Origin of the sequence: Escherichia sp. MOD1-EC5189, assembly GCF_002966045.1 — a bacterium.
GTDB lineage: Bacteria > Pseudomonadota > Gammaproteobacteria > Enterobacterales > Enterobacteriaceae > Escherichia > Escherichia coli_F.
Genome location: NZ_PTRX01000008.1, coordinates 114524 through 140728, shown reverse-complemented (window position 1 = coordinate 140728; position 26205 = coordinate 114524). Strand labels below are relative to the sequence as shown.

Here is a 26205-nt window from a genome sequence, read left to right as displayed (position 1 = left end):
ACATCTTATGAGAGCGGTTGTCTTGCCGTGCCAGCAGCACGGCAAGATGATGAATAGAAAAATCAGTCCAGCTGTACACCCAGGCGGCGGGCAACGGCTTCATAGGCTTCGATCAGGCCACCGAGGCTCTGGCGGAAACGGTCTTTGTCCATTTTCTCCAGTGTTTCTTTGTCCCACAGGCGGCTGCCGTCCGGGGAGAACTCATCGCCCAGAACCACTTCGCCTTTGTACAGACCAAACTCCAGCTTGAAGTCGACCAGAATGAGACCAGCATCATCGAACAGTTTTTTCAGCACGTCGTTCGCTTTGTAGGTTAGCTCTTTCATACGCGCCAGATTCTCTTTGCTCACCCAGCCAAAGGTTTCGCAGTAAGATTCGTTGACCATCGGATCGTGCATGGCGTCGTTTTTCAGGAACAGATCGAACAGCGGCGGGTTCAGCTCAATACCTTCTTCGATTCCAAGACGTTTCACCAGAGAGCCAGCAGCACGGTTACGCACGACACACTCAACCGGCACCATATCCAGCTTTTTCACCAGACATTCGGTATCGGAGAGCAGACGCTCCATTTGAGTCGGGATACCCGCTTCAGCCAGTTTGCTCATAATGAAGTAGTTGAACTTGTTGTTCACCATACCTTTGCGATCAAACTGCTCAATGCGCGCGCCATCCCCTGCTGACGTATCATTGCGGAATTCGAGCACCAACAGGTCCGGGTTTTCCGTGCTGTATACGGTTTTCGCTTTACCACGATACAACTCAGCTTGCTTTTGCATCTTTATCACTCCTGGGTGTGAATTAACGTTTTAAAATCTTTTGCTGTCTGATGTGCCAGATGTTTTGTCGGATGCGGCAAGAACGCCTTATCCGACCTACGTCCGACAAACAAATTTCGTGCGAATTACCGCTAAAATCGCATTTTTCTGCCGACGCACACGTTTGCGTATCATATCAGAAAAAAGGGCCGGATGACTCCAGCCCTGTATTTTTACTTGCTAAACGCAGCCTGGAAGACAGCTACCAGCGCGTCGTTCTGACTCTGAGTCAGAGTATGACCTTTCGGATCGATGAACTGTAGGCTGCTGCGGTTATCTAAATCGCCAACCTGCAGTTTATAGTCACCGGATGCCAGGCCTGGATCGCTCGCGCCCAGTTCCTGCCAGTCGCTGTCAGATAGCGGCTTGTAAGTTACGGCCATGTTGCCCTGCGAACGGGTGCTGTCGGTCACTTTCATGCCCACTTTTTCCAGCGCCGCTGGCAGACGTTGCCAAACCACATTGAACGGCCCGCGTACGACCAGCATCGGTAAACCGGTGTCATCAGCTGCACTTTGTACGTCCATAGTGGTGGAGGCACGATTTTGCGCAGCGTTCGCGGCGTCAGTGGCAGATTTATCCAGACCGGCGGAAATAACGTTCATCATCTCCGTGCTGTAACGCTGCATGGAAGCCGCGTCTGCAACCGGTTTGCCCGCCTGTTCCAGGTTCAGCAGTTTAACCGTAACCGCCTGCTGATAACCTTGCGGTTTAACAGAGATTTGATAACGACCACGATACTGCTCGTCTTCGTCCAGACGGTTCCATTGTACCCAATCGGTGGTCAGCGTCTGACCCGCATCATCACGTTGGGTGATGGTGTAGTTTTTCGCCTGCAGCACGCTAACTACCTGCGGCCACAGAGTATTGCCACGACCATTTTCCACCAGCAATGAAGCGGTATCGCCCGTGAACTGGGTACGCGCGCCAGAAACCAGTGCCAGCGGCTGGGCTGGCGGACGAATGTCCAGCGCCTTACCGACAGCACCACTACCGTTGGTCACCGGGATTGCGTAATCACCGGAGGTCACCGGCAAAATCATTCCAGCCGGGGCATGAAGCTCCGCAAGCGGTGCTGCTTCCAGGTAGGATTCATCACCACTGACCTGGCGCTTATAGCGTGAGTCAGAACTACAGGCTGCGAGTAATAAAACAAGCGAAACACCCGCAACCTTTGCCAGGCGCGACTTTTGAACAGAGTAAGCCATCAAATCTCCCTAAACTTTACAGCAAACCGGCATGCTTAAGCGCCGCTCTGACCGTCTCACGACCACTGTCGGTGATTGGAGTCATTGGCAGGCGCAGCGTATCGGTCGCCACAAGACCCAATTCCTTACATGCCCATTTCACCGGGATTGGATTGGGTTCGACAAATAGTTTGTTGTGTAATGGCATCAGACGCTGATTAATAACGCGTGCCTCGGCAAAATGCCCTTCTGCCGCCAGTTTGCACATCTGGGCCATATCACGCGCTGCGACGTTAGCCGTAACGGAAATAACCCCATGACCGCCTAATTGCATGAAGTCCAGCGCGCTCGCATCATCGCCGCTCAGCAGAACAAAATCATCTGAAACCAGCTCTTTGATCTGGTTTACACGCGTTAAGTTCCCTGTAGCCTCTTTGATTCCGATAATATTTTTTACTTTCGCCAGACGGCCCACCGTTTCCGGGAGCAGATCGCAACCAGTACGGGACGGCACATTATACAGAATTTGCGGCAGGTCAGTATGTTCAGCGATGGCTTTGAAATGCTGATACAAACCTTCTTGCGACGGACGATTATAGTAAGGGGTTACCGTCAGACAGCCGACGATACCACTGTCATTGAAACGCTGCGTCAGGCTAATGGCTTCCGTAGTGGCATTAGCGCCGGTCCCTGCAATTACCGGAATGCGCCCGTCAGCCAGCTCCAGCGTCATCATCACCACATCAGCATGTTCGTCATGATTTAAGGTAGCGGACTCGCCAGTGGTGCCAACAGAAACGATCGCCGAAGTACCGCTGGCGACATGATAATCAATCAGTTTTTTCAAGCTAGCCCGACAGACATTACCTTTTTCATCCATCGGAGTAACAATCGCGACAATACTTCCCGTGAACATGGGCCATCCTCTGTGCAAACAAGTGTCTCAATGGTACGTTTGGTAAGGCATTAAAAGCAAGCAGACAGAACCGTTCTGATTGTTGTATGCATGTTTTTTTTATGCTTTCCTTAAGAACAACTCACCCCTTAAAGGAATAACCAGTTTGACACTGTCATCGCAACATTATCTGGTGATCACTGCGTTGGGTGCCGATCGCCCTGGAATTGTGAACACCATCACCCGTCATGTCAGTAGTTGCGGCTGTAATATCGAAGACAGTCGCCTGGCAATGCTGGGAGAAGAGTTCACGTTTATCATGCTGCTTTCCGGTTCATGGAATGCCATCACTCTGATTGAATCAACGTTACCGTTGAAAGGTGCCGAACTGGATCTTTTAATCGTGATGAAGCGCACGACGGCGCGTCCGCGTCCGCCAATGCCAGCATCTGTCTGGGTTCAGGTCGATGTGGCAGACTCCCCGCATTTAATTGAACGCTTCACGGCACTTTTCGACGCGCACCATATGAACATTGCGGAGCTGGTGTCGCGCACGCAACCTGCTGAAAATGAACGGGCTGCACAGTTGCATATTCAGATAACCGCCCACAGTCCCGCCTCTGCGGATGCAGCAAATATTGAGCAAGCGTTTAAAGCCCTATGTACAGAACTCAATGCACAAGGCAGTATAAACGTCGTCAATTATTCCCCACATGATGAACAGGATGGAGTGAAGTAATGAATCCACTGAAAGCCGGTGATATCGCACCGAAATTTAGCTTGCCGGATCAAGACGGAGAACAAGTTAATTTGACCGACTTCCAGGGACAGCGTGTTCTGGTTTATTTTTACCCAAAAGCCATGACTCCCGGCTGTACCGTACAGGCCTGCGGCTTACGCGATAACATGGATGAATTGAAAAAAGCGGGCGTTGATGTGCTGGGTATCAGCACCGATAAACCCGAAAAACTCTCCCGTTTTGCGGAAAAAGAGCTGCTTAACTTTACGCTCCTGTCTGATGAGGACCACCAGGTGTGCGAACAATTCGGCGTCTGGGGTGAAAAGTCCTTCATGGGCAAAACCTACGATGGTATTCATCGCATCAGCTTCCTGATTGACGCTGATGGCAAAATTGAACATGTCTTTGACGATTTCAAAACCAGCAATCACCACGACGTTGTGCTGAACTGGCTGAAAGAACACGCCTGATTACTTTACTCCATTCCGTGCTGGCTGCGCTTGCGGTCAGCACACCTCACTTCTAGTGATCAAGATCACATTCTCGCTTTCCCCTGCGACACGGGTGTCGAATCCATTTATTGCTGAACGTTAATGACCATCATTTTTGTACCGCTCAGAATCCAGTTAACACATAACTTATTGAATATATTAAATTAATCAGACTGGCATCCTTTATGCAATATGAAATGCAATGTTTCATATCATTTTCAAGGAGCCGACATGAACCGCTTTGTGGTGGCCGAACCACTGTGGTGTACAGGATGTAATACCTGTCTCGCTGCCTGTTCGGACGTGCATAAAACGCAAGGTTTACAGCAACACCCGCGCCTGGCCCTGGCGAAGACGTCAACACTCACTGCCCCTGTCGTGTGTCATCACTGTGAGGAAGCCCCTTGCCTGCAGGTCTGCCCGGTCAATGCCATCTCCCAGAGAGATGATGCGATCCAACTCAACGAAAGCCTCTGTATTGGCTGCAAGCTTTGCGCCGTGGTCTGCCCATTTGGCGCAATCAGCGCTTCAGGAAGCCGTCCGGTGAATGCCCCTGCGCAATATGTTTTTCAGGCTGACGGCTCACTCAAAGACGGCGAAGAAAACGCGCCGACCCAACATGCTTTGCTGCGCTGGGAACCGGGTGTCCAGAGCGTCGCGGTGAAATGCGACCTGTGTGATTTCTTGCCAGAAGGTCCGGCCTGCGTTCGCGCTTGCCCGAATCATGCGTTACGGCTGATCACCGACGATAGCCTGCAACGTCAGATGAAAGAAAAACAGCGCCTTGCCGCAAGCTGGTTTGCCAATGGCGGGGAGGATCCCCTTTCCCTCACTCAGGAGCAACGCTAATGGATGCCCTGCAATTATTAACCTGGTCGCTGATCCTCTATCTGTTTGCCAGTCTGGCTTCGCTGTTTTTACTCGGTCTGGACAGACTGGCTATTAAGCTTTCCGGCATCACATCGCTGGTGGGCGGCGCGATTGGCATCATCAGCGGAATTACGCAATTACATGCAGGCGTAACTTTAGTCGCCCGTTTTGCCACGCCTTTTGACTTTGCCGATTTAACCCTGCGAATGGATAGCCTCTCGGCATTTATGGTGCTGGTTATCTCCTTGCTGGTGATGGTTTGTTCGCTCTATTCATTGACTTATATGCGCGAATACGAGGGCAAAGGCGCGGCGGCGATGGGCTTCTTTATGAATCTTTTCATCGCATCGATGGTTGCCCTGCTGGTGATGGACAACGCTTTTTGGTTCATCGTGCTGTTTGAAATGATGTCGCTGTCTTCCTGGTTTCTGGTCATTGCCAGGCAGGATAAAACGTCAATCAACGCTGGCATGCTCTACTTTTTTATCGCCCACGCCGGATCGGTGCTGATTATGATTTCCTTCTTGCTGATGTGGCGCGAAAGCGGCAACCTCGATTTTGCCAGTTTCCGCACGCTTTCACTTTCTCCGGGGCTGGCGTCGGCGGTGTTCCTGCTGGCCTTCTTCGGTTTTGGCGCGAAAGCCGGGATGATGCCGTTGCACAGCTGGTTGCCGCGCGCTCACCCTGCCGCACCATCGCACGCTTCGGCGTTGATGTCTGGCGTAATGGTCAAAATCGGTATTTTCGGCATCCTGAAAGTGGCGATGGATCTGCTGGCGCAAACGGGTTTGCCGCTGTGGTGGGGCATTCTGGTGATGGCGATCGGCGCAATCTCCGCGCTCCTGGGCGTGCTGTATGCGCTGGCGGAACAGGATATCAAACGGCTGCTGGCCTGGAGTACCGTCGAAAACGTCGGCATTATTTTGCTGGCGGTCGGTGTGTCCATGGTCGGTCTGTCACTGCACGACCCGCTGCTCACCGTGGTTGGACTGCTCGGCGCACTGTTTCATCTGCTCAACCATGCGCTGTTCAAAGGGCTGCTATTTCTCGGCGCGGGTGCGATTATTTCGCGTTTGCATACCCACGACATGGAAAAAATGGGGGCACTGGCAAAACGGATGCCGTGGACAGCCGCAGCATGCCTGATTGGTTGCCTCGCGATATCAGCCATTCCTCCGCTGAATGGTTTTATCAGCGAATGGTACACCTGGCAGTCGCTGTTCTCACTAAGTCGTGTGGAAGCTGTAGCGCTACAACTTGCGGGTCCTATTGCTATGGTGATGCTGGCAGTCACTGGTGGGCTGGCAGTAATGTGCTTCGTCAAAATGTACGGCATTACTTTCTGTGGTGCGCCGCGCAGTACACACGCTGAAGAGGCACAGGACGTGCCAAATACGATGATCGTCGCCATGCTACTGCTCGCGGCACTCTGCGTATTCATTGCGCTTAGTGCCAGTTGGCTGGCACCGAAAATAATGCACATTGCCCATGCGTTTACCAATACCCCTGCCGTCACTGTCGCCAGCGGAATGGCACTTGTCCCCGGCACGTTTCATACACAGGTCACTCCCTCATTACTGTTGCTGTTACTACTGGCGATGCCTTTGCTGCCTGGCCTTTACTGGCTGTGGTGTCGTTCGCGCCGCGCAGCGTTTCGTCGCACAGGAGATGCCTGGGCATGCGGCTACGGCTGGGAAAATGCGATGGCCCCGTCAGGCAATGGCGTGATGCAGCCGCTGCGTGTGGTCTTTTCTGCGCTATTTCGTCTGCGTCGACAACTGGATCCCACCGAAGAGTTAAATAACGGTCTCACGGGATTAACCCGTACCGCGAAACGAACAGAACCCTTTTGGGATGAGCGGGTGATCCGCCCCATCGTGAGCGCCACCCAACGGCTGGCCAAAGAAATACAGCATCTGCAAAGCGGCGACTTTCGTCTCTATTGCCTGTATGTGGTCGCCGCACTGGTTGTGCTGCTAATCGCTATTGCCGTCTAAGGAAATCACCATGAGACAAACTCTTTGCGACGGATATCTGATCATTTTTGCGTTAGCACAGGCCGTGATTCTGCTGGCGCTAACCCCGCTTTTTACGGGGATTTCCCGGCAGATACGCGCGCGTATGCACTCCCGTCGCGGACCGGGGATCTGGCAGGATTATCGCGATATCCACAAACTGTTTAAACGCCAGGAAGTTGCGCCGACATCTTCAGGTCTGATGTTCCGCCTGATGCCGTGGGTATTAATCAGCAGCATGCTGGTGCTGGCGATGGCCCTACCACTATTTATTACTGTTTCCCCTTTTGCGGGCGGCGGCGATCTGATCACCCTTATCTATCTTCTTGCCCTGTTTCGTTTTTTCTTTGCTCTTTCCGGGCTGGATACCGGAAGCCCGTTTGCGGGAGTCGGTGCCAGTCGCGAGTTGACGCTCGGCATTCTGGTCGAACCAATGCTCATTCTCTCACTGCTGGTATTGGCGCTGATAGCGGATTCCACGCATATCGAGATGATCAGCAAGACGCTGGCGACGGGCTGGAACTCGCCACTAACCACCGTACTGGCGTTACTGGCCTGTGGTTTTGCCTGCTTCATTGAGATGGGAAAAATTCCCTTTGATGTTGCTGAAGCAGAACAGGAATTACAGGAAGGCCCGCTGACCGAATATTCCGGTGCCGGGCTGGCGCTGGCGAAGTTGGGGCTGGGGCTGAAACAGGTCGTGATGGCATCACTGTTTGTGGCCCTGTTTCTGCCCTTTGGGCGCGCGCAAGAGCTTTCTCTCACCTGCCTGCTGACTTCACTTGTCGTTACGCTGCTCAAGGTTTTGCTGATTTTTGTTCTGGCCTCTATCGCAGAAAACACGCTGGCACGCGGGCGTTTTTTACTCATTCACCATGTGACCTGGCTTGGCTTCAGCCTTGCTGCGCTTGCCTGGGTCTTCTGGTTAACCGGTCTGTAAGGAGCACTGACGGAATATGGAAAATCTTGCTCTGACGACGTTATTGCTGCCTTTTATCGGCGCACTGGTCGTTTCGTTTTCGCCACAACGTCGGGCCGCCGAATGGGGGATTTTGTTCGCCGCGCTGACCACGCTGTGCATGTTGTCGCTGATCTCCGCGTTTTATCAGGCCGATAAAGTTGCCGTCACGTTGACGTTGGTCAACGTGGGGGATGTGGCGTTGTTTGGCCTGGTCATTGATCGCGTGAGTACGCTGATTCTGTTTGTGGTGGTGTTCCTCGGTTTGCTGGTCACGATCTACTCCACGGGTTATCTGACGGATAAAAATCGCGAACACCCGCATAACGGCACGAATCGTTATTACGCATTTTTGCTGGTTTTTATCGGCGCGATGGCGGGACTGGTACTCTCCTCGACGCTGCTCGGTCAGTTGTTGTTTTTTGAAATTACGGGCGGCTGCTCCTGGGCGTTGATCAGTTATTACCAGAGCGATAAAGCGCAACGTTCAGCACTAAAAGCGTTACTTATCACTCATATCGGTTCGCTGGGGTTGTATCTTGCCGCCGCCACGCTGTTTTTGCAGACCGGAACGTTTGCGCTTAGCGCGATGAGCGAGTTACACGGCGACGCACGTTATCTGGTTTATGGCGGCATCCTGTTTGCCGCGTGGGGAAAATCGGCCCAGCTACCGATGCAAGCGTGGCTACCGGATGCAATGGAAGCGCCTACACCGATCAGCGCCTATCTCCACGCCGCATCGATGGTGAAAGTGGGCGTTTACATTTTTGCCCGCGCCATTATCGACGGCGGCAATATCCCGCATGTGATTGGCGGCGTTGGCATGGTCATGGCACTGGTCACCATTCTTTACGGCTTCCTGATGTATTTGCCGCAGCAGGATATGAAGCGGTTGCTGGCCTGGTCGACCATCACTCAACTTGGCTGGATGTTCTTCGGCTTGTCGCTCTCCATCTTCGGCTCGCGGCTGGCACTGGAGGGCAGCATCGCCTACATCGTCAACCACGCGTTCGCTAAAAGCCTGTTTTTCCTTGTAGCAGGTGCGCTGAGTTACAGCTGCGGCACGCGCTTGTTGCCGCGTCTGCGTGGCGTATTGCACACCCTGCCGTTGCCAGGCGTGGGTTTCTGCGTGGCCGCGCTGGCGATTACTGGCGTGCCGCCGTTCAACGGCTTCTTCAGTAAATTCCCACTGTTTGCTGCCGGTTTTTCGTTGTCAGTGGAGTACTGGATCCTGCTGCCCGCCATGATTCTGCTGATGATTGAATCGGTCGCCAGTTTCGCCTGGTTTATTCGCTGGTTTGGTCGCGTCGTGCCTGGCAAACCGAGCGAAGCCGTCGCCGATGCCGCACCGCTGCCAGGATCAATGCGCCTGGTGTTGATTGTACTGATTGTGATGTCGCTGATTTCCAGCGTATTCGCCGCGACCTGGTTGCAGTAAGGAGATGATGAATGACCGGTTCTATGATCGTAAATAATCTGGCGGGACTGATGATGCTGACATCGCTGTTTGTGATTAGTGTCAAAAGCTATCGCCTGTCATGCGGATTTTACGCCTGCCAGTCGCTGGTGCTGGTGTCTATTTTCGCCACCCTCTCGTGCCTGTTCGCCGCAGAGCAACTGCTGATCTGGTCCGCCAGCGCCTTTATCACCAAAGTACTGATGGTACCGTTAATCATGATTTACGCTGCACGAAATATTCCCCAGAACCTCCCGGAAAAAGCGTTATTCGGTCCGGCAATGATGGCATTGCTCGCGGCATTAATTGTCCTGCTTTGCGCATTTGTCGTTCAGCCCGTGAAGCTACCGATGGCTACCGGGCTGAAACCGGCGCTGGCGGTGGCGTTAGGTCATTTTCTGCTTGGCCTGCTGTGCATTGTCAGCCAGCGCAATATCCTGCGGCAAATTTTTGGTTACTGCCTGATGGAAAACGGCTCCCATCTGGTGCTGGCACTTCTTGCCTGGCGTGCACCGGAACTGGTGGAAATTGGTATCGCTACCGACGCCATTTTCGCCGTCGTTGTGATGGTGTTGCTGGCAAGAAAAATATGGCGTACCCACGGCACGCTGGACGTGAACAACTTGACCGCGCTGAAGGGATAATGAGATGAGTTATTCTGTGATGTTCGCTTTACTCCTGCTCACGCCGCTGCTTTTTTCGCTGCTCTGTTTTGCCTGCCGGAAACGGGGACACTCTGCGACTCGCACGGTGACAGTATTACATAGCTTAGGGATCACACTGCTGCTGATTCTGGCACTGTGGGTGGTCCAAACTGCCGCTGATGCGGGAGAAATATTCGCCGCCGGACTGTGGCTTCATATTGATGGTCTGGGCGGTTTGTTCCTCGCCATTCTTGGTGTGATTGGCTTTCTCACCGGTGTTTACTCGATTGGCTACATGCGTCATGAAGTGGCTCACGGCGAGATTTCACCCGTTACGCTGTGCGATTACTACGGTTTCTTCCATCTGTTTTTGTTCACCATGCTGCTGGTTGTTACCAGCAATAACCTGATTGTGATGTGGGCGGCAATCGAAGCCACCACCTTAAGCTCGGCGTTTCTGGTAGGCATTTACGGTCAGCGTTCATCTCTGGAAGCTGCATGGAAGTACATCATTATTTGTACTGTTGGTGTCGCTTTTGGTCTGTTCGGTACCGTGCTGGTATACGCCAACGCCGCCAGCGTTATGCCGCAGGCAGAAATGGCGATATTCTGGAGCGAGGTTCTTAAGCAATCGTCCTTGCTTGACCCAGCATTAATGCTGTTGGCCTTTGTGTTTGTGCTAATTGGCTTTGGCACCAAAACCGGGCTATTTCCCATGCACGCCTGGCTGCCGGATGCTCACAGTGAAGCGCCGAGTCCGGTCAGCGCCCTGCTCTCCGCCGTATTGCTGAACTGCGCGCTGTTGGTGCTGATTCGCTATTACATCATTATTTGCCAGGCCATCGGCAGCGATTTCCCCAACCGGTTGTTGCTCATCTTCGGCATGTTGTCGGTTGCCGTGGCGGCATTTTTCATTCTGGTACAGCGGGACATTAAGCGTCTGCTGGCGTACTCCAGCGTGGAGAACATGGGACTGGTCGCGGTGGCGCTAGGCATTGGCGGGCCGCTGGGAATTTTTGCTGCGCTGCTGCACACCTTAAACCACAGTCTGGCAAAAACGCTGCTGTTCTGCGGTTCCGGCAATGTACTGCTCAAGTACGGCACGCGCGATCTCAACGTCGTCTGCGGAATGCTCAAAATCATGCCATTTACCGCCGTGCTGTTTGGCGGCGGTGCGCTGGCGCTGGCCGGGATGCCGCCCTTCAACATTTTTCTTAGCGAATTTATGACCGTTACCGCCGGACTGGCTCGTAATCACCTGTTGATTATCGTCCTGCTGTTATTGCTGTTAACGCTGGTGCTGGCGGGCCTGGTACGGATGGCTGCGCGGGTGTTAATGGCGAAACCGCCGCAGGCCGTTAACCGGGGTGAACTTGGCTGGTTGACCACCTCGCCAATGGTGATTCTGCTGGTCATGATGCTGGCGATGGGAACGCATATTCCACAACCTGTCATCAGGATCCTGGCGGGCGCTTCCACTATAGTCCTCTCAGGGACGCACGACCTGCCTGCACAACGTAGCACCTGGCATGATTTTTTGCCTTCAGGCACCGCATCTGTTTCGGAGAAACACAGTGAACGTTAATTCATCGTCAAATCGTGGCGAAGCGATTCTCGCCGCCCTGAAAACGCAGTTCCCCGGCGCGGTGCTGGATGAAGAGCGACAAACGCCTGAACAGGTCACCATTACGGTGAAAATAAATCTGCTGCCTGACGTTGTACATTATCTTTATTATCAACATGATGGCTGGCTTCCGGTCCTGTTTGGCAACGACGAGCGGACACTTAACGGTCATTACGCGGTTTATTATGCCCTTTCAATGGAAGGGGCCGAAAAATGCTGGATCGTGGTGAAGGCACTGGTCGATGCCGACAGTCGGGAGTTTCCGTCAGTCACACCGCGCGTCCCTGCCGCGGTCTGGGGCGAGCGAGAAATTCGCGATATGTACGGGCTGATTCCGGTTGGCCTGCCGGATCAGCGTCGCCTGGTGTTGCCCGATGACTGGCCGGAAGATATGCATCCGCTGCGCAAAGACGCGATGGATTATCGACTGCGCCCTGAACCGACGACTGATACCGAAACGTATCCGTTTATCAACGAGGGCAACAGCGATGCGCGGGTGATCCCTGTTGGCCCGCTGCATATCACCTCCGATGAACCAGGTCACTTTCGCTTGTTTGTGGATGGCGAGCAAATTGTCGATGCTGATTACCGCCTGTTTTATGTCCATCGCGGCATGGAGAAACTGGCAGAAACGCGGATGGGCTACAACGAAGTGACGTTCTTGTCGGACCGCGTGTGCGGGATTTGCGGTTTTGCCCACAGTGTGGCCTATACCAACTCGGTTGAAAATGCACTGGGGATTGAGGTGCCGCAACGAGCGCATACTATTCGCTCGATTCTGCTGGAAGTCGAACGGCTGCATAGTCATTTGCTCAACCTTGGCCTCTCCTGCCATTTTGTGGGTTTTGATACCGGTTTTATGCAATTTTTCCGCGTGCGGGAAAAGTCGATGACGATGGCGGAATTGCTGACCGGGTCGCGTAAAACCTACGGTCTGAATCTGATTGGTGGTGTTCGCCGCGATATTCTCAAAGAGCAACGTCTGCAAACGATGAAACTGGTGCGCGAGATGCGCGCCGACGTGTCGGAGCTGGTAGAGATGCTGCTTGCCACGCCGAATATGGAACAACGCACTCAGGGCATTGGCATTCTCGACCGACAAATCGCCCGTGATTATAGCCCCGTAGGGCCGCTGATCCGTGGCAGTGGTTTTGCCCGTGATTTGCGCTTTGATCACCCCTACGCCGACTACGGCAATATTCCAAAAACGCTGTTTACCTTTACCGGCGGCGATGTCTTCTCCCGCGTGATGGTCCGTGTCAAAGAGACGTTTGATTCGCTGGCAATGCTGGAATTTGCCCTCGACAACATGCCGGATACCCCACTGCTGACCGAAGGCTTTAGCTATAAACCTCACGCATTCGCGCTGGGCTTTGTTGAAGCGCCACGCGGTGAGGACGTGCACTGGAGCATGCTCGGTGATAACCAAAAATTGTTCCGCTGGCGCTGTCGTGCCGCCACCTACGCCAACTGGCCAGTGCTGCGTTACATGCTGCGCGGCAATACCGTTTCTGACGCACCGCTGATTATCGGTAGCCTTGATCCCTGCTACTCCTGTACCGACCGTGTGACGCTGGTTGATGTGCGCAAGCGCCAGTCAAAAACCGTGCCGTATAAAGAGATCGAACGCTACGGCATTGATCGTAACCGTTCGCCGCTGAAGTAAGGACAGAAAATGCTGAAGTTACTGAAAACTATTATGCGCGCCGGAACCGCGACGGTGAAATATCCCTTCGCGCCACTGGAGGTCAGCCCAGGTTTTCGCGGGAAACCGGACCTGATGCCCAGCCAATGTATTGCCTGCGGTGCCTGCGCCTGTGCTTGTCCGGCAAATGCGCTGACTATCCAGACCGACGACCAGCAAAATACGCGCACCTGGCAGCTCTATCTGGGGCGTTGTATTTACTGCGGACGTTGTGAAGAAGTGTGCCCGACCAGAGCCATTCAGCTTACCAATAACTTTGAACTGACCGTCACCAATAAAGCCGATCTCTATACCCGCGCGACGTTCCATCTACAACGTTGCAGCCGTTGCGAACGCCCGTTTGCCCCGCAAAAAACCGTCGCACTGGCTGCAGAACTGTTGGCACAGCAACAAAATGCACCACAAAACCGCGAAATGTTGTGGGCGCAAGCGAGCGTCTGCCCGGAATGCAAACAACGCGCGACGCTGATCAACGACGACACAGATGAACCGCTGGTGGCTAAGGAGCAGCTATGAGTCCAGTGCTTACGCAACATGTCAGCCAGCCCATCACGCTGGACGAACAAACGCAAAAGATGAAGCAGCATTTGCTACAGGATATCCGTCGTTCGGCCTACGTTTATCGCGTGGATTGTGGCGGCTGCAACGCCTGTGAAATCGAAATTTTTGCCGCCATCACGCCAGTGTTCGACGCAGAACGTTTTGGCATTAAGGTTGTTTCATCACCTCGTCACGCCGATATTTTGTTATTTACTGGCGCAGTCACCCGGGCGATGCGTATGCCTGCACTTCGGGCATATGAGTCTGCCCCCGATCATAAAATCTGTGTTTCCTACGGCGCGTGCGGTGTCGGCGGCGGTATTTTCCACGATCTCTACAGCGTCTGGGGCGGCAGCGACACCATTGTCCCCATTGATGTTTGGATCCCCGGCTGTCCGCCAACACCGGCCGCCACCATTCACGGTTTCGCCGTGGCGCTCGGTTTGCTACAACAGAAGATTCACGCGGTGGATTATCGCGATCCCACCGGGGTGACCATGCAACCGCTGTGGCCGCAGATCCCGCCATCACAGCGTATCGCCATTGAGCGAGAAGCGAGGCGGCTGGCGGGCTATCGTCAGGGGCGAGAAATTTGCGATCGGCTCCTGCGCCATTTAAGCGACGCTCCTACAGGAAATCGGGTTAACACCTGGTTGCGCGAAGCCGACGATCCGCGTCTCAATAGTATCGTTCAGCAACTCTTTCGCGTTCTCCGGGGGTTACATGGCTGAGGAGTGTGGGGAAATTGTTTTCTGGACGCTGCGAAAAAAATTTATCGCCAGTAGCGACGAGATGCCGGAACACAGCTCCCAGGTAATGTATTACTCGTTGGCTATCGGTCATCACGTTGGCGTGATTGATTGTCTGAATGTCGCCTTCCGCTGCCCACAGACGGAATACGAAGATTGGCTTGCACAGGTCGAAGAGGAGCAAGCCCGACGTAAGATGCTGGGGGTGATGACCTTTGGTGAGATTGTTATTGACGCCAGCCACACCGCCCTGTTGACCCGGGCATTCGCGCCACTGGCAGATGACGCGACGTCTGTGTGGCAGGCGCGTAGCATTCAATTCATTCATCTGTTGGATGAAATTGTGCAGGAACCGGCCATCTATCTGATGGCCAGAAAAATTGCGTGAGAAGGATTTCTCATTAATAAGGACTGTTGATGGCTATGTCAGACGAGGCGATGTTTGCCCCGCCACAAGGAATAACAATTGAAGCGGTAAACGGAATGCTCGCGGAGCGGTTAGCTCATAAACACGGTAAGGCATCTTTATTACGTGCCTTCATCCCGCTGCCGCCGCCGTTCAGCCCGGTACAACTTATTGAACTGCATGTTCTCAAAAGCAACTTCTATTACCGCTACCATGATGATGGCAGCGATGTGACGGCAACAACTGAGTATCAGGGCGAGATGGTCGATTATTCGCGTCACGCCGTCCTTCTCGGCAGTAGTGGAATGGCGGAGCTCCGCTTTATTCGTACCCATGGCAGTCGTTTTACTCCCCAGGATTGCACACTGTTTAACTGGCTGGCACGAATTATCACCCCGGTTCTGCAATCATGGCTCAATGAGGAAGAACAGCTGGTGGCGCTGCGTTTGCTGGAGAAAGATCGCGATCATCATCGGGTACTGGTGGATATCACTAATGCAGTGTTGTCACATCTTGATCTCGACGATCTGATCGCTGACGTCGCTCGTGAGATCCATCATTTTTTCGGTCTGGCTTCAGTCAGTATGGTACTGGGCGATCATCGAAAGAACGAGAAGTTCAGCCTGTGGTGCAGCGATCTTTCTGCCTCACATTGTGCGTGTCTGCCACGCTGTATACCTGGCGAAAGTGTATTGCTGACACAAACGCTACAAACCCGACAACCGACCTTGACGCACCGTGCAGACGATCTGTTTCTCTGGCAACGCGACCCGTTATTACACTTACTTGCATCTAACGGCTGCGAATCTGCGCTCCTTATACCGCTCACCTTTGGCAACCATACACCGGGTGCATTGTTGCTGGCGCATACCTCTTCCACTCTCTTTAGTGAGGAAAACTGCCAGCTACTACAACATATTGCCGATCGCATCGCTATTACCGTTGGCAATGCCGATGCCTGGCGTAGCATGACCGATTTGCAGGAAAGCTTGCAGCAAGAAAACCACCAGCTTAGCGAGCAGCTCCTTTCGAATCTGGGCGTCGGTGACATTATCTACCAAAGCCAGGCAATGGAAGATTTACTCCAGCAGGTAGATATTGTGGCGAAGAGCGACAGTACGGTGTTGATTTGTGGTGAAACCGGAACCGGCAAAGAGGTGATCGCCAGAGCGATCCATCAACTTAGCCCACGACGCGACAAGCCACTGGTCAAAATCAACTGCGCTGCCATCCCCGCCAGTCTTCTGGAAAGTGAGTTATTCGGTCATGACAAAGGGGCATTTACTGGTGCGATTAATACCCATCGCGGTCGTTTTGAAATTGCCGATGGTGGCACGTTGTTTCTCGATGAAATTGGCGATCTGCCGTTAGAACTTCAGCCTAAACTGCTGCGCGTATTACAGGAGCGGGAAATTGAGCGTCTCGGTGGGAGTAGAACGATCCCGGTGAATGTCAGAGTCATTGCCGCCACCAACCGTGATTTGTGGCAAATGGTTGAAGATCGCCAGTTTCGCAGCGATCTCTTTTATCGCCTGAATGTCTTCCCACTGGAACTGCCGCCACTGCGCGACCGTCCGGAAGATATCCCTCTTTTAGCAAAGCATTTCACGCAAAAAATGGCGCGCCATATGAATCGCGCAATTGACGCCATCCCGACCGAGGCGCTACGCCAGTTGATGTCGTGGGACTGGCCGGGCAACGTGCGCGAGCTGGAAAACGTGATTGAGCGAGCGGTACTACTGACTCGCGGTAACAGTCTGAATTTACATCTTAATGTCCGACAAAGCCGTTTACTGCCGACGTTAAATGAAAATTCGGCGCTTCGCAGTTCAATGGCGCAGTTACTGCACCCGACGACGCCAGAGAATGACGAAGAAGAACGTCAGCGCATTGTTCAGGTATTGCGAGAAACCAATGGCATTGTTGCCGGGCCCCGTGGCGCGGCGACGCGATTAGGGATGAAGCGCACCACGCTGCTGTCACGAATGCAGCGGCTGGGGATCTCGGTTCGCGAGGTGTTGTAATCTGTTTTTGCAGGAGTATGCATGAGAAACAAACTCTCTTTCGACTTGCAGTTGAGCGCCAGAAAAGCGGCAATCGCTGAACGGATTGCCGCCCATAAAATTGCCCGCAGCAAAGTGTCGGTCTTTTTAATGGCGATGTCCGCAGGCGTGTTTATGGCGATCGGATTTACTTTTTACCTTACCGTTATCGCCGATGCCCCGTCTTCACAGGCATTAACCCATCTGGTGGGTGGCCTTTGCTTTACACTCGGCTTTATTTTGCTGGCGGTTTGCGGCACCAGCCTGTTCACCTCGTCGGTAATGACGGTGATGGCAAAAAGTCGGGGCGTTATTAGCTGGCGAACATGGCTGATTAATGCACTTCTGGTGGCCTGCGGTAATCTGGCAGGTATTGCCTGTTTCAGTTTGTTAATCTGGTTTTCCGGGCTGGTGATGAGTGAAAACGCGATGTGGGGAGTCGCGGTTTTACACTGCGCCGAGGGCAAAATGCATCATACATTTACTGAATCAGTCAGCCTCGGCATTATGTGCAATCTGATGGTTTGTCTGGCGCTGTGGATGAGTTATTGCGGACGTTCATTATGCGACAAAATCGTCGCCATGATTTTGCCCATCACCCTGTTTGTCGCCAGTGGCTTTGAGCACTGTATCGCCAATTTGTTTGTGATTCCGTTCGCCATTGCCATTCGCCATTTCGCCCCTACCTCCTTCTGGCAACTGGCGCACAGTAGCGCAGACAATTTTCCGGCACTGACGGTCAGCCATTTTATTACCGCCAATCTGCTCCCGGTGATGCTGGGTAATATTATCGGCGGTGCAGTGCTGGTGAGTATTTGTTATCGGGCTATTTATTTACGTCAGGAACCCTAAAAATCAGCCCGGCGAAACAGTTCGTCGGGCTGAAGATTATTCTTGCGCGATTTGCCCATCGGGCCAGGCGTGAATCACGGCTTTGATCAGCGTCGCCAATGGAATGGCGAAGAATACGCCCCAGAATCCCCACAAACCACCGAAGATCACTACTGATAAAATAATGACCAGCGGATGCAGGTTAACCGCTTCGGAGAACAACACAGGTACTAACAGGTTGCCGTCCAGCGCCTGAATGATCAGATACACCGCGAAGCAGCTCCAGAATTCCGTGCCAGCACCAAACTGGAATAGCGCCACGCCAACCACCGGAATGGTCACCACAAATGCACCAATGTACGGAATAAGTACCGAGAAGCCGACCAGCACCGCCAGCAGCAGCGAATAGTTCAGCCCGAAGAGTAAGAATCCCAGCCAGGTGGCAATCCCCACCACGATCATCTCCAGCACTTTGCCGCGGATATAGTTGGTGATTTGTTGATTCATCTCCTTCCACACCTGTCCTGCCAGTCCACGGTTACGCGGCAGCACCCGACGAACGGCGTTCAACATTTGCTCTTTGTCTTTCAGCAGGAAGAAGACCATCAATGGCACCAGCACCAGATAGACGGCAATGGTCAGCAAACCGACCAGCGAGGCGAGGGAAATTTTCACCACCGAATCGCCCATGGTGAGCATCCGGCTGCGCATATTTTCGGCCATTGCATCAATAATCCCCGCATCCATTAACGCCGGATAGCGGCGCGGCAACGTGGCGGCAAAATCAGAGAGCTTATTGAGCATCCCCGGCATATCGCGGATTAAGTAGATGCCCTGTTGCCAGGCGATAGGCATTACCACGAACGCCATCAATAGCAAAATACCGACGAAAACGACCAATACAATCGATGTCGCCCAACGTCGGGAGCAGCCTATTGATTGTAGGCGCACGGTTGGCCATTCCAGTAAATAGGCCAGCACAATCGCCACCAGCAACGGTGCGAGTAGGCCGCTAAAGAAAAAGATAATGCCAAATCCGGCAACTAAAATAACCAGCAAGGCAATCGCTTCCGGGTCGCTAAAACGGCGGCGATACCATTGCATCAACATTTCGAGCATAAAGACCTTCCCTGAACCTCAAGAGCGGGATTGCGATCCGCAATTGTATCGAAATGTCACAAAAAAGACTTCGCTTTTTATGACGAATTCAGGAAACTGAAAAGTCATTTGAGTGGGCTAATCTTCGCCGTTACACTCAAAGGCGGCGCGGCGGGAACGATATTTCACAGTATCGGTCAAATGACTATCTCCAGAAACACAGGACAGAGGTTATGTTCAGGCAGTTGAAAAAAAACCTGGTTGCTACCCTCATTGCTGCTATGACTATCGGTCAGGTAGCCCCGGCGTTTGCCGATAGCGCAGACACCTTGCCGGATATGGGAACCTCCGCAGGAAGCACGCTTTCCATTGGTCAGGAAATGCAGATGGGCGACTATTATGTCCGCCAATTACGCGGCAGTGCGCCGTTAATTAATGACCCGTTGTTAACGCAGTACATTAATTCACTAGGAATGCGTCTGGTTTCGCATGCCAATTCGGTTAAGACACCGTTTCATTTTTTTCTGATCAACAACGACGAAATTAACGCCTTTGCTTTCTTTGGCGGCAACGTGGTGCTGCACTCTGCCCTGTTCCGTTATTCCGATAACGAAAGTCAACTGGCTTCAGTTATGGCGCACGAAATCTCCCACGTCACCCAACGTCACCTGGCGCGAGCGATGGAAGATCAACAGCGCAGCGCACCGCTGACCTGGGTCGGCGCGTTAGGTTCAATTTTACTGGCGATGGCCAGTCCGCAAGCGGGGATGGCGGCGCTGACCGGTACACTGGCGGGAACGCGCCAGGGAATGATCAGCTTCACCCAGCAAAATGAACAGGAAGCGGACCGCATTGGTATTCAGGTGCTGCAACGCTCAGGATTCGATCCGCAGGCGATGCCGACCTTCCTCGAAAAATTGCTCGATCAGGCACGTTACTCCTCGCGTCCGCCGGAAATTTTATTGACTCACCCGTTGCCGGAAAGCCGTCTGGCGGATGCCCGTAACCGTGCCAATCAAATGCGTCCGATGGTGGTGCAATCGTCAGAAGATTTCTATCTGGCAAAAGCGCGTACGCTGGGGATGTACAATTCTGGACGTAATCAGCTCACCAGTGATTTGCTGGATGAATGGGCAAAAGGAAATGTTCGTCAGCAACGGGCCGCGCAATATGGTCGCGCTTTGCAGGCAATGGAAGCCAATAAATACGATGAGGCGCGAAAAACGCTGCAACCGTTACTGGCGGCTGAACCAGGCAACGCGTGGTATCTCGATCTGGCTACCGATATCGACCTTGGGCAAAACAAAGCCAATGACGCTATCAATCGCCTGAAAAATGCCCGCGATTTGCGCACCAATCCGGTGTTGCAGCTCAACCTGGCGAACGCTTATCTGCAAGGGGGGCAACCACAGGAAGCGGCCAATATTCTGAATCGCTACACTTTTAACAATAAAGATGACAGCAACGGCTGGGATTTACTGGCACAGGCGGAAGCCGCACTAAATAACCGCGATCAGGAACTGGCTGCGCGAGCAGAAGGTTATGCGCTCGCCGGGCGACTCGATCAGGCCATTTCCTTGTTGAGTAGCGCCAGTTCTCAGGTGAAATTAGGCAGCCTGCAACAAGCGCGTTACGATGCGCGCATCGACCAGTTGCGCCAGCTGCAGGAACGCTTTAAGCCTTATACCAAGATGTAATTCGCATTAAAGGAAGAACAATGACCAAACAGGTAAAAATCTACCATAACCCACGCTGTTCAAAGAGCCGGGAAACGCTGAACCTGCTGAAAGAAAACGGCGTGGAGCCAGAAGTGGTGCTCTACCTTGAGACACCCGCCGATGCGGCAACGCTGCGCGATTTGCTGAAAATGCTGGGAATGAATAGCGCTCGTGAATTGATGCGCCAGAAAGAGGATCTTTATAAAGAACTGAACCTGGCTGACAGTTCGCTTAGCGAAGAGGCGCTGATTCAGGCAATGGTGGATAATCCGAAGCTAATGGAGCGCCCGATTGTGGTCGCGAATGGCAAAGCGCGAATTGGTCGTCCACCGGAGCAGGTGCTGGAAATCGTGGGTTAAGAAGTGCTCCATCGCTAGTTGAAGCACATTGCCGGATGCGACGCTTGCCGCGTCTTATCCGGCCGACGAATACTATGGGTGCGCATCCGACAATAAACGTCTTGTCTACAGTTTCAGAATCTCTTTCACAAACGGAATGGTCAGCTTACGTTGCGCGGTAATCGACGCACGATCCAACTGATCCAACGTCATAAATAACGTGCGCATCTCTCTGTCGAGCCGCTTCAGCAAGAAACGCCCCACATCTTCCGGCAGTTCAAAACCACGCAAACGCGCGCGTAACTGTAGCGCCTGCAACTTATCTTCATCAGAAAGAGGCTGCAATTTGTAGATCTGCCCCCAGTCGAGTCGCGACGCGAGATCCGGTAATCCCAGATTCAACTGCCGCGGTGGACGATCGCCGGTGATTAACAACCGTGTTTTACCCGATTCCAGAATTCGATTGTAGAGATCGAAAATCGCCATCTCCCACAACTCATCGCCTGCAATACACTCAATGTTGTCGATACAGACCAGCGACAAATGCTCCATACCGTCGAGCACTTCCGGAACAAACCAGGTGCGTTTATCCAGCGGGACATAGCCCACCGCATCGCCACGCTGCGACAATTCCGCGCAAGCCGCGTGCAGCAGATGGCTGCGCCCCGCGCCTTCGCGTGCCCAGAGATAGATGTAACCGCTATGTTCCTGACGCAGCACGTTTTGCAGCGCGGCCAGTAAAGAGGAGTTATCCCCCGGCCAGAAACTTGCAAAGGTTTCGTCGTCAGGAAGATAAAGTGGCAAAGAGAGCTGTGCCGGTGTGTTCAGAGATACCTCAACCAGGATTTCACAAAATCGCGAGAAGTTTACCACAGAATCCCATGATGTTTGAACCGGGCAGCAACACTGCCCGGTCGGTACATTATTTGTCTGTTATATCCGCGTCTTCTGCGTCCAGCACCACTTCTTCAGGGCGCAGCACACTAATCAGTTTGAAGATCAAACTTAAGCCGATACCGACGATGGTCGCCAGCGCCATACCTTTCAGCTCCGCCGCGCCGATGTTTACCTTCGCGCCACTGACACCGATGATCAAAATCACGGAAGTCAGGATCAGGTTCTGTGCTTTGTTGTAATCCACTTTCGATTCGATCAAAACACGAATACCGGAAGCACCGATGACACCATAAAGCAGCAGCGAAACGCCGCCCATCACCGGCAATGGGATCATCTGGATAGCAGCAGCCAGTTTACCGACGCAGGAAAGCAGGATAGCGAAAATCGCCGCCCCGCCGATAACCCAGGTACTGTAAACACGGGTGATCGCCATCACGCCAATGTTTTCCCCGTAGGTAGTATTTGGCGTGGAGCCAAAGAAGCCGGAGATCACGGTCGACAAGCCGTTAGCAAACATCGAACGGTGCAGACCTGGATCGCGCAGCAGATCTTTTTTGACGATATTAGCCGTTACCACCAGGTGCCCTACGTGTTCGGCAATAACCACTAACGCCGCTGGCAGAATAGTCAGAATGGCAAACCACTCGAAGCGCGGCGTATAGAGAGTTGGCAGCGCAAACCAGTGGGCATTAATAATCGGCGTGGTATCGACAATTCCCATTGCGAAAGAGAGCGCGTAGCCCACCAGCACGCCAATTAAAATCGGGATAATTGCCAGGAAACCACGAAACAGCACGGAACCTAAAACCGTGACTGCCAGCGTGGTAATGGAGATGATGATGGTTTTGGAGTCTGGCGTTTGCCCTTCAGCCGGGAGTAAACCTGCCATACCGGCAGCTACGCCCGCCAACTCCAGACCGATGACGGCAACGATTGCGCCCATTGCCGCAGGTGGAAACAGCACGTCCAGCCAGCCAGTCCCCGCTTTCTTCACGATAAAAGAAACCAGGCAGAACAGCACGCCGCACATAATAAAGCCGCCCAGCGCGACTTCATAACCCAACGGCAATAGTAATAATACTGGCGAAATAAAGGCAAAGCTGGAACCAAGATAAGCCGGGATTTTCCCTTTACAGATGAAGAGATACAGCAGCGTCCCGATACCATTGAATAACAGTACAGTCGCCGGGTTAATATGAAATAAGACGGGCACCAGGACGGTTGCACCAAACATGGCGAACAAATGTTGCAAACTAAGCGGGATTGTTTGTAAAAGTGGCGGTCTTTCACTCACCCCGATAGCACGGCGCGTCATAGTATTATCCTCTGTATTATGTGTTATAGGCGCTTTACTCAAAAAAAAGCCGACTCTTAAAGTCGGCTTTAATTATTTTTATTCTTTATTTCGTACCAAAGATTTTGTCGCCGGCATCGCCGAGGCCCGGAATAATGTATCCGTGCTCGTTCAGTCCCTGGTCAATCGATGCAGTATACAGTTCGACGTCCGGGTGCGCTTTTTCCAGCGCTGCGATACCTTCTGGCGCAGCTACCAGCACCAGAACTTTGATGCTGCTGCAGCCCGCTTTTTTCAGCAGGTCGATGGTCGCGATAACGGAACCACCGGTTGCCAGCATTGGGTCAACGATCAGCGCCATACGCTCATCGATGTTAGAAACCAGTTTCTGGAAGTACGGTACCGGCTCCAGCGTTTCTTCATTACGGTACATGCCGACTACGCTGATGCGTGCGCTCGGAACGTTTTCCAGCACACCGTCCATCATCCCCAGACCGGCACGCAGAATTGGCACAACGGTAATTTTCTTACCTTTGATCTGATCGATTTCTACCGGGCCGTTCCAGCCTTCGATAGTTACTTTTTCCGTTTCGAGGTCGGCGGTCGCTTCGTAAGTCAGCAGGCTACCCACTTCGGAAGCGAGTTCGCGAAAGCGCTTGGTGCTGATATCTTGCTCACGCATCAGTCCCAGCTTGTGTTTGACGAGTGGGTGTTTGACTTCCACGATCTTCATACTCTTTCTCCTTTGAGGGGCAGCCACAAAAAAAATCGACGGATTATACCTCCTTTCTTCAAGGCGGCAATATTATTTTCGTTGACTTTAGTCAAAATGATAACGGTTTGAGATAAAGTTATTTTATATTCAAATGGTTATGGAAGAAGATTATTCCATCCGAAAACGATCCTTTGCCCTGGTACAAGTATTCATTTGCCGCGCGCCTGGGGAAAAGACGTACAAAAAGGTTGTGTAAAGCAGTCTCGCAAACGTTTGCTTTCCCTGTTAGAATTGCGCCGAATTTTATTTTTCTACCGCAAGTAACGCGTGGGGACCCAAGCAGTGACCGATAAAACCTCTCTTAGCTACAAAGATGCCGGTGTTGATATTGACGCGGGTAATGCTCTGGTTGGAAGAATCAAAGGCGTAGTGAAGAAAACGCGTCGTCCGGAAGTGATGGGCGGTCTGGGCGGCTTCGGTGCGCTGTGTGCATTGCCGCAAAAATATCGTGAACCCGTGCTGGTGTCCGGCACTGATGGCGTTGGCACCAAGCTGCGTCTGGCGATGGACTTAAAACGTCACGACACCATTGGTATCGATCTGGTCGCCATGTGCGTTAATGACCTGGTGGTGCAAGGTGCGGAACCGCTGTTTTTCCTCGACTATTACGCAACCGGAAAACTGGATGTTGATACCGCTTCAGCGGTGATCAGCGGCATTGCGGAAGGTTGTCTGCAATCGGGCTGTTCACTGGTGGGTGGCGAAACGGCAGAAATGCCGGGGATGTATCACGGTGAAGATTACGATGTCGCTGGTTTCTGCGTTGGTGTGGTAGAAAAATCAGAAATCATCGACGGCTCTAAAGTCAGCGATGGCGATGTGCTGATTGCACTCGGCTCCAGCGGTCCGCACTCGAACGGCTATTCGCTGGTGCGCAAAATTCTTGAAGTCAGCGGTTGTGATCCGTTAACCACCGAACTTGATGGTAAGCCATTAGCCGATCATCTGCTGGCACCAACCCGCATTTACGTGAAGTCCGTGCTGGAGTTGATTGAAAACGTTGATGTGCATGCTATTGCACACCTGACCGGCGGCGGCTTCTGGGAAAACATTCCGCGCGTATTGCCAGATAATACCCAGGCAGTGATTGATGAATCTTCCTGGCAGTGGCCGGAAGTGTTCAACTGGCTGCAAACGGCAGGTAACGTTGAGCGCCATGAAATGTATCGCACCTTCAACTGCGGCGTCGGGATGATTATTGCCCTGCCTGCTCCGGAAGTGGACAAAGCCCTCGCCCTGCTCAATGCCAACGGTGAAAACGCGTGGAAAATCGGTATCATCAAAGCCTCTGATTCCGAACAACGCGTGGTTATCGAATAATGAATATTGTGGTGCTTATTTCCGGCAACGGAAGTAATTTGCAGGCAATTATTGACTCCTGCAAAACCAATAAAATTAAAGGCACCGTACGGGCAGTTTTCAGCAATAAGGCCGACGCGTTCGGCCTTGAACGCGCCCGCCAGGCGGGTATTGCAACGCATACGCTCATCGCCAGCGCGTTTGACAGTCGTGAAGCCTATGACCGGGAGTTGATTCATGAAATCGACATGTACGCACCCGATGTGGTCGTGCTGGCTGGTTTTATGCGCATTCTCAGCCCGGCGTTTGTCTCCCACTATGCCGGGCGTTTGCTGAACATTCACCCTTCTCTGCTGCCGAAATATCCCGGATTACACACCCATCGTCAGGCGCTGGAAAATGGCGATGAAGAGCACGGTACATCGGTGCATTTCGTCACCGATGAACTGGACGGTGGCCCGGTTATTTTACAGGCGAAAGTCCCGGTATTTGCTGGTGATACGGAGGATGACATCACCGCCCGCGTGCAAACCCAGGAACACGCTATTTATCCACTGGTGATTAGCTGGTTTGCCGATGGTCGTCTGAAAATGCACGAAAACGCCGCGTGGCTGGATGGTCAACGTCTGCCGCCGCAGGGCTACGCTGCCGACGAGTAATGCCCCCGTAGTTAAAGCGCCAGCTCTGCCGCTGGCGTTTTTCAATTCACCTGTAAATCGCAAGCTCCAGCAGTTTTTTTCCCCCTTTTCTGGCATAGTTGGACATCTGCCAATATTGCTCGCCATAATATCCAGGCAGTGTCCCGTGAATAAAACGGAG

25 protein-coding genes are annotated in these 26205 nt (G+C 52.9%); 18 read left to right on the top strand and 7 right to left on the bottom strand.

What is annotated here, in order from left to right; genetic code table 11:
- Positions 1 to 62: 62 nt before the first annotated feature.
- The 3 genes from purC to dapA all read right to left on the bottom strand — a co-directional run bounded on the left by purC (position 63) and on the right by dapA (position 2918).
- Positions 63 to 776, bottom strand: a complete 714-nt coding sequence (purC, locus tag ATB02_RS09510) for a phosphoribosylaminoimidazolesuccinocarboxamide synthase (RefSeq protein ID WP_001295467.1) — start codon at positions 774 to 776, stop codon at positions 63 to 65.
- Between the two features lie 212 nt (positions 777 to 988).
- On the bottom strand, positions 989 to 2023 hold the full coding sequence (gene bamC / locus ATB02_RS09505) for an outer membrane protein assembly factor BamC (protein WP_032184860.1): 1035 nt from the start codon (positions 2021 to 2023) through the stop codon (positions 989 to 991).
- Positions 2024 to 2039: 16 nt separating this feature from the next.
- On the bottom strand, positions 2040 to 2918 hold the full coding sequence (gene dapA / locus ATB02_RS09500; RefSeq protein ID WP_001592471.1) for a 4-hydroxy-tetrahydrodipicolinate synthase: 879 nt from the start codon (positions 2916 to 2918) through the stop codon (positions 2040 to 2042).
- Positions 2919 to 3063: 145 nt separating this feature from the next.
- Between dapA and ATB02_RS09495 the strand changes: the two genes are divergently transcribed.
- The 14 genes from ATB02_RS09495 (at position 3064) to focB (ending at position 17988) form a co-directional block, all read left to right on the top strand.
- The gene (locus tag ATB02_RS09495; RefSeq protein WP_000176186.1) at positions 3064 to 3636 is read left to right on the top strand and encodes a glycine cleavage system transcriptional repressor; all 573 of its coding nucleotides are present in this window, start codon (positions 3064 to 3066) and stop codon (positions 3634 to 3636) included.
- The gene (gene bcp / locus ATB02_RS09490) at positions 3636 to 4106 is read left to right on the top strand and encodes a thioredoxin-dependent thiol peroxidase (RefSeq protein WP_001068682.1); all 471 of its coding nucleotides are present in this window, start codon (positions 3636 to 3638) and stop codon (positions 4104 to 4106) included. Before ATB02_RS09495 ends, bcp begins: the two co-directional genes overlap by 1 nt.
- Before the next feature lie 252 nt (positions 4107 to 4358).
- The gene (hyfA, locus tag ATB02_RS09485) at positions 4359 to 4976 is read left to right on the top strand and encodes a hydrogenase 4 subunit HyfA (protein ID WP_001354812.1); all 618 of its coding nucleotides are present in this window, start codon (positions 4359 to 4361) and stop codon (positions 4974 to 4976) included.
- Positions 4976 to 6994: a hydrogenase 4 subunit B gene (gene hyfB / locus ATB02_RS09480; RefSeq protein ID WP_105271469.1), complete on the top strand. Its 2019-nt coding sequence runs from the start codon at positions 4976 to 4978 to the stop codon at positions 6992 to 6994. The genes hyfA and hyfB overlap by 1 nt, the downstream gene beginning before the upstream one ends.
- 10 nt (positions 6995 to 7004) lie before the next feature.
- Complete coding sequence (gene hyfC / locus ATB02_RS09475; RefSeq protein ID WP_001353042.1) at positions 7005 to 7952, top strand: hydrogenase 4 subunit HyfC; 948 nt, start codon at positions 7005 to 7007, stop codon at positions 7950 to 7952.
- Positions 7953 to 7968: 16 nt separating this feature from the next.
- Entirely contained in the window at positions 7969 to 9408 is a 1440-nt protein-coding gene (gene hyfD, locus ATB02_RS09470) for a hydrogenase 4 subunit HyfD (protein ID WP_000429082.1), read from the top strand.
- 11 nt (positions 9409 to 9419) lie between these two features.
- The gene (gene hyfE / locus ATB02_RS09465; RefSeq protein ID WP_000147996.1) at positions 9420 to 10070 is read left to right on the top strand and encodes a hydrogenase 4 membrane subunit; all 651 of its coding nucleotides are present in this window, start codon (positions 9420 to 9422) and stop codon (positions 10068 to 10070) included.
- A gap of 4 nt (positions 10071 to 10074) precedes the next feature.
- Positions 10075 to 11655 carry a hydrogenase 4 subunit F gene (hyfF, locus tag ATB02_RS09460; RefSeq protein WP_105271468.1) on the top strand — a complete coding sequence of 527 codons (1581 nt, stop codon included), beginning with the start codon at positions 10075 to 10077 and terminating at the stop codon, positions 11653 to 11655.
- On the top strand, positions 11645 to 13360 hold the full coding sequence (hyfG, locus tag ATB02_RS09455) for a hydrogenase 4 catalytic subunit HyfG (protein ID WP_001102313.1): 1716 nt from the start codon (positions 11645 to 11647) through the stop codon (positions 13358 to 13360). The genes hyfF and hyfG overlap by 11 nt, the downstream gene beginning before the upstream one ends.
- Before the next feature lie 9 nt (positions 13361 to 13369).
- Complete coding sequence (gene hyfH / locus ATB02_RS09450; RefSeq protein WP_000916074.1) at positions 13370 to 13915, top strand: hydrogenase 4 subunit H; 546 nt, start codon at positions 13370 to 13372, stop codon at positions 13913 to 13915.
- Complete coding sequence (hyfI, locus tag ATB02_RS09445; protein ID WP_105271467.1) at positions 13912 to 14670, top strand: hydrogenase 4 catalytic subunit HyfI; 759 nt, start codon at positions 13912 to 13914, stop codon at positions 14668 to 14670. The genes hyfH and hyfI overlap by 4 nt, the downstream gene beginning before the upstream one ends.
- On the top strand, positions 14663 to 15076 hold the full coding sequence (hyfJ, locus tag ATB02_RS09440) for a hydrogenase 4 assembly chaperone HyfJ (RefSeq protein ID WP_000796783.1): 414 nt from the start codon (positions 14663 to 14665) through the stop codon (positions 15074 to 15076). Before hyfI ends, hyfJ begins: the two co-directional genes overlap by 8 nt.
- Positions 15077 to 15105: 29 nt before the next feature.
- On the top strand, positions 15106 to 17118 hold the full coding sequence (hyfR, locus tag ATB02_RS09435) for a DNA-binding transcriptional regulator HyfR (RefSeq protein WP_105271466.1): 2013 nt from the start codon (positions 15106 to 15108) through the stop codon (positions 17116 to 17118).
- A gap of 21 nt (positions 17119 to 17139) precedes the next feature.
- Complete coding sequence (gene focB, locus ATB02_RS09430) at positions 17140 to 17988, top strand: formate transporter FocB (RefSeq protein WP_001244755.1); 849 nt, start codon at positions 17140 to 17142, stop codon at positions 17986 to 17988.
- A gap of 36 nt (positions 17989 to 18024) precedes the next feature.
- On the opposite strand, the gene ATB02_RS09425 is transcribed toward focB, so the two are convergent.
- Entirely contained in the window at positions 18025 to 19086 is a 1062-nt protein-coding gene (locus tag ATB02_RS09425; protein ID WP_000892051.1) for an AI-2E family transporter, read from the bottom strand.
- A 212-nt stretch (positions 19087 to 19298) separates the two neighbouring features.
- On the opposite strand from ATB02_RS09425, the gene bepA reads away from it, so the two are divergent.
- Both bepA and arsC read left to right on the top strand, forming a co-directional pair.
- Complete coding sequence (gene bepA / locus ATB02_RS09415) at positions 19299 to 20762, top strand: beta-barrel assembly-enhancing protease (protein WP_000489665.1); 1464 nt, start codon at positions 19299 to 19301, stop codon at positions 20760 to 20762.
- 20 nt (positions 20763 to 20782) lie between these two features.
- Positions 20783 to 21142, top strand: coding sequence for an arsenate reductase (glutaredoxin) (gene arsC / locus ATB02_RS09410; protein ID WP_000166449.1), 360 nt, complete (start codon positions 20783 to 20785; stop codon positions 21140 to 21142).
- A 105-nt stretch (positions 21143 to 21247) separates the two neighbouring features.
- Here the strand turns inward: arsC and ATB02_RS09405 are convergent, their stop codons facing one another.
- The 3 genes from ATB02_RS09405 to upp form a co-directional block, all read right to left on the bottom strand.
- A complete protein-coding gene (locus ATB02_RS09405) occupies positions 21248 to 21949 on the bottom strand; it encodes a DnaA inactivator Hda (protein WP_001307333.1) in 702 nt (233 codons plus the stop codon).
- 94 nt (positions 21950 to 22043) lie between these two features.
- On the bottom strand, positions 22044 to 23333 hold the full coding sequence (gene uraA / locus ATB02_RS09400; RefSeq protein WP_000198328.1) for a uracil permease: 1290 nt from the start codon (positions 23331 to 23333) through the stop codon (positions 22044 to 22046).
- A gap of 85 nt (positions 23334 to 23418) precedes the next feature.
- Entirely contained in the window at positions 23419 to 24045 is a 627-nt protein-coding gene (upp, locus tag ATB02_RS09395; protein WP_001295473.1) for a uracil phosphoribosyltransferase, read from the bottom strand.
- A gap of 324 nt (positions 24046 to 24369) precedes the next feature.
- On the opposite strand from upp, the gene purM reads away from it, so the two are divergent.
- On the top strand, positions 24370 to 25407 hold the full coding sequence (gene purM / locus ATB02_RS09385; RefSeq protein ID WP_105271463.1) for a phosphoribosylformylglycinamidine cyclo-ligase: 1038 nt from the start codon (positions 24370 to 24372) through the stop codon (positions 25405 to 25407).
- Complete coding sequence (purN, locus tag ATB02_RS09380; RefSeq protein ID WP_032184872.1) at positions 25407 to 26045, top strand: phosphoribosylglycinamide formyltransferase; 639 nt, start codon at positions 25407 to 25409, stop codon at positions 26043 to 26045. The genes purM and purN overlap by 1 nt, the downstream gene beginning before the upstream one ends.
- Positions 26046 to 26205 lie beyond the last annotated feature (160 nt).

Bases quoted from the DNA above. Each gene is read 5' to 3' on its own strand.
- hyfH (WP_000916074.1), top strand. From the start codon at position 13,370: ATGCTGAAGTTACTGAAAACTATTATGCGCGCCGGAACCGCGACGGTG.
- focB (WP_001244755.1), top strand. From the start codon at position 17,140: ATGAGAAACAAACTCTCTTTCGACTTGCAGTTGAGCGCCAGAAAAGCG.
- bamC (WP_032184860.1), bottom strand. From the start codon at position 2,023: ATGGCTTACTCTGTTCAAAAGTCGCGCCTGGCAAAGGTTGCGGGTGTT.
- bcp (WP_001068682.1), top strand. From the start codon at position 3,636: ATGAATCCACTGAAAGCCGGTGATATCGCACCGAAATTTAGCTTGCCG.
- hyfI (WP_105271467.1), top strand. From the start codon at position 13,912: ATGAGTCCAGTGCTTACGCAACATGTCAGCCAGCCCATCACGCTGGAC.
- dapA (WP_001592471.1), bottom strand. From the start codon at position 2,918: ATGTTCACGGGAAGTATTGTCGCGATTGTTACTCCGATGGATGAAAAA.
- hyfF (WP_105271468.1), top strand. From the start codon at position 10,075: ATGAGTTATTCTGTGATGTTCGCTTTACTCCTGCTCACGCCGCTGCTT.
- uraA (WP_000198328.1), bottom strand. From the start codon at position 23,333: ATGACGCGCCGTGCTATCGGGGTGAGTGAAAGACCGCCACTTTTACAA.
- hyfR (WP_105271466.1), top strand. From the start codon at position 15,106: ATGGCTATGTCAGACGAGGCGATGTTTGCCCCGCCACAAGGAATAACA.
- bepA (WP_000489665.1), top strand. From the start codon at position 19,299: ATGTTCAGGCAGTTGAAAAAAAACCTGGTTGCTACCCTCATTGCTGCT.
- purN (WP_032184872.1), top strand. From the start codon at position 25,407: ATGAATATTGTGGTGCTTATTTCCGGCAACGGAAGTAATTTGCAGGCA.
- hyfB (WP_105271469.1), top strand. From the start codon at position 4,976: ATGGATGCCCTGCAATTATTAACCTGGTCGCTGATCCTCTATCTGTTT.
- purC (WP_001295467.1), bottom strand. From the start codon at position 776: ATGCAAAAGCAAGCTGAGTTGTATCGTGGTAAAGCGAAAACCGTATAC.
- hyfJ (WP_000796783.1), top strand. From the start codon at position 14,663: ATGGCTGAGGAGTGTGGGGAAATTGTTTTCTGGACGCTGCGAAAAAAA.
- upp (WP_001295473.1), bottom strand. From the start codon at position 24,045: ATGAAGATCGTGGAAGTCAAACACCCACTCGTCAAACACAAGCTGGGA.
- hyfA (WP_001354812.1), top strand. From the start codon at position 4,359: ATGAACCGCTTTGTGGTGGCCGAACCACTGTGGTGTACAGGATGTAAT.
- hyfC (WP_001353042.1), top strand. From the start codon at position 7,005: ATGAGACAAACTCTTTGCGACGGATATCTGATCATTTTTGCGTTAGCA.
- hyfE (WP_000147996.1), top strand. From the start codon at position 9,420: ATGACCGGTTCTATGATCGTAAATAATCTGGCGGGACTGATGATGCTG.
- arsC (WP_000166449.1), top strand. From the start codon at position 20,783: ATGACCAAACAGGTAAAAATCTACCATAACCCACGCTGTTCAAAGAGC.
- ATB02_RS09425 (WP_000892051.1), bottom strand. From the start codon at position 19,086: ATGCTCGAAATGTTGATGCAATGGTATCGCCGCCGTTTTAGCGACCCG.
- hyfD (WP_000429082.1), top strand. From the start codon at position 7,969: ATGGAAAATCTTGCTCTGACGACGTTATTGCTGCCTTTTATCGGCGCA.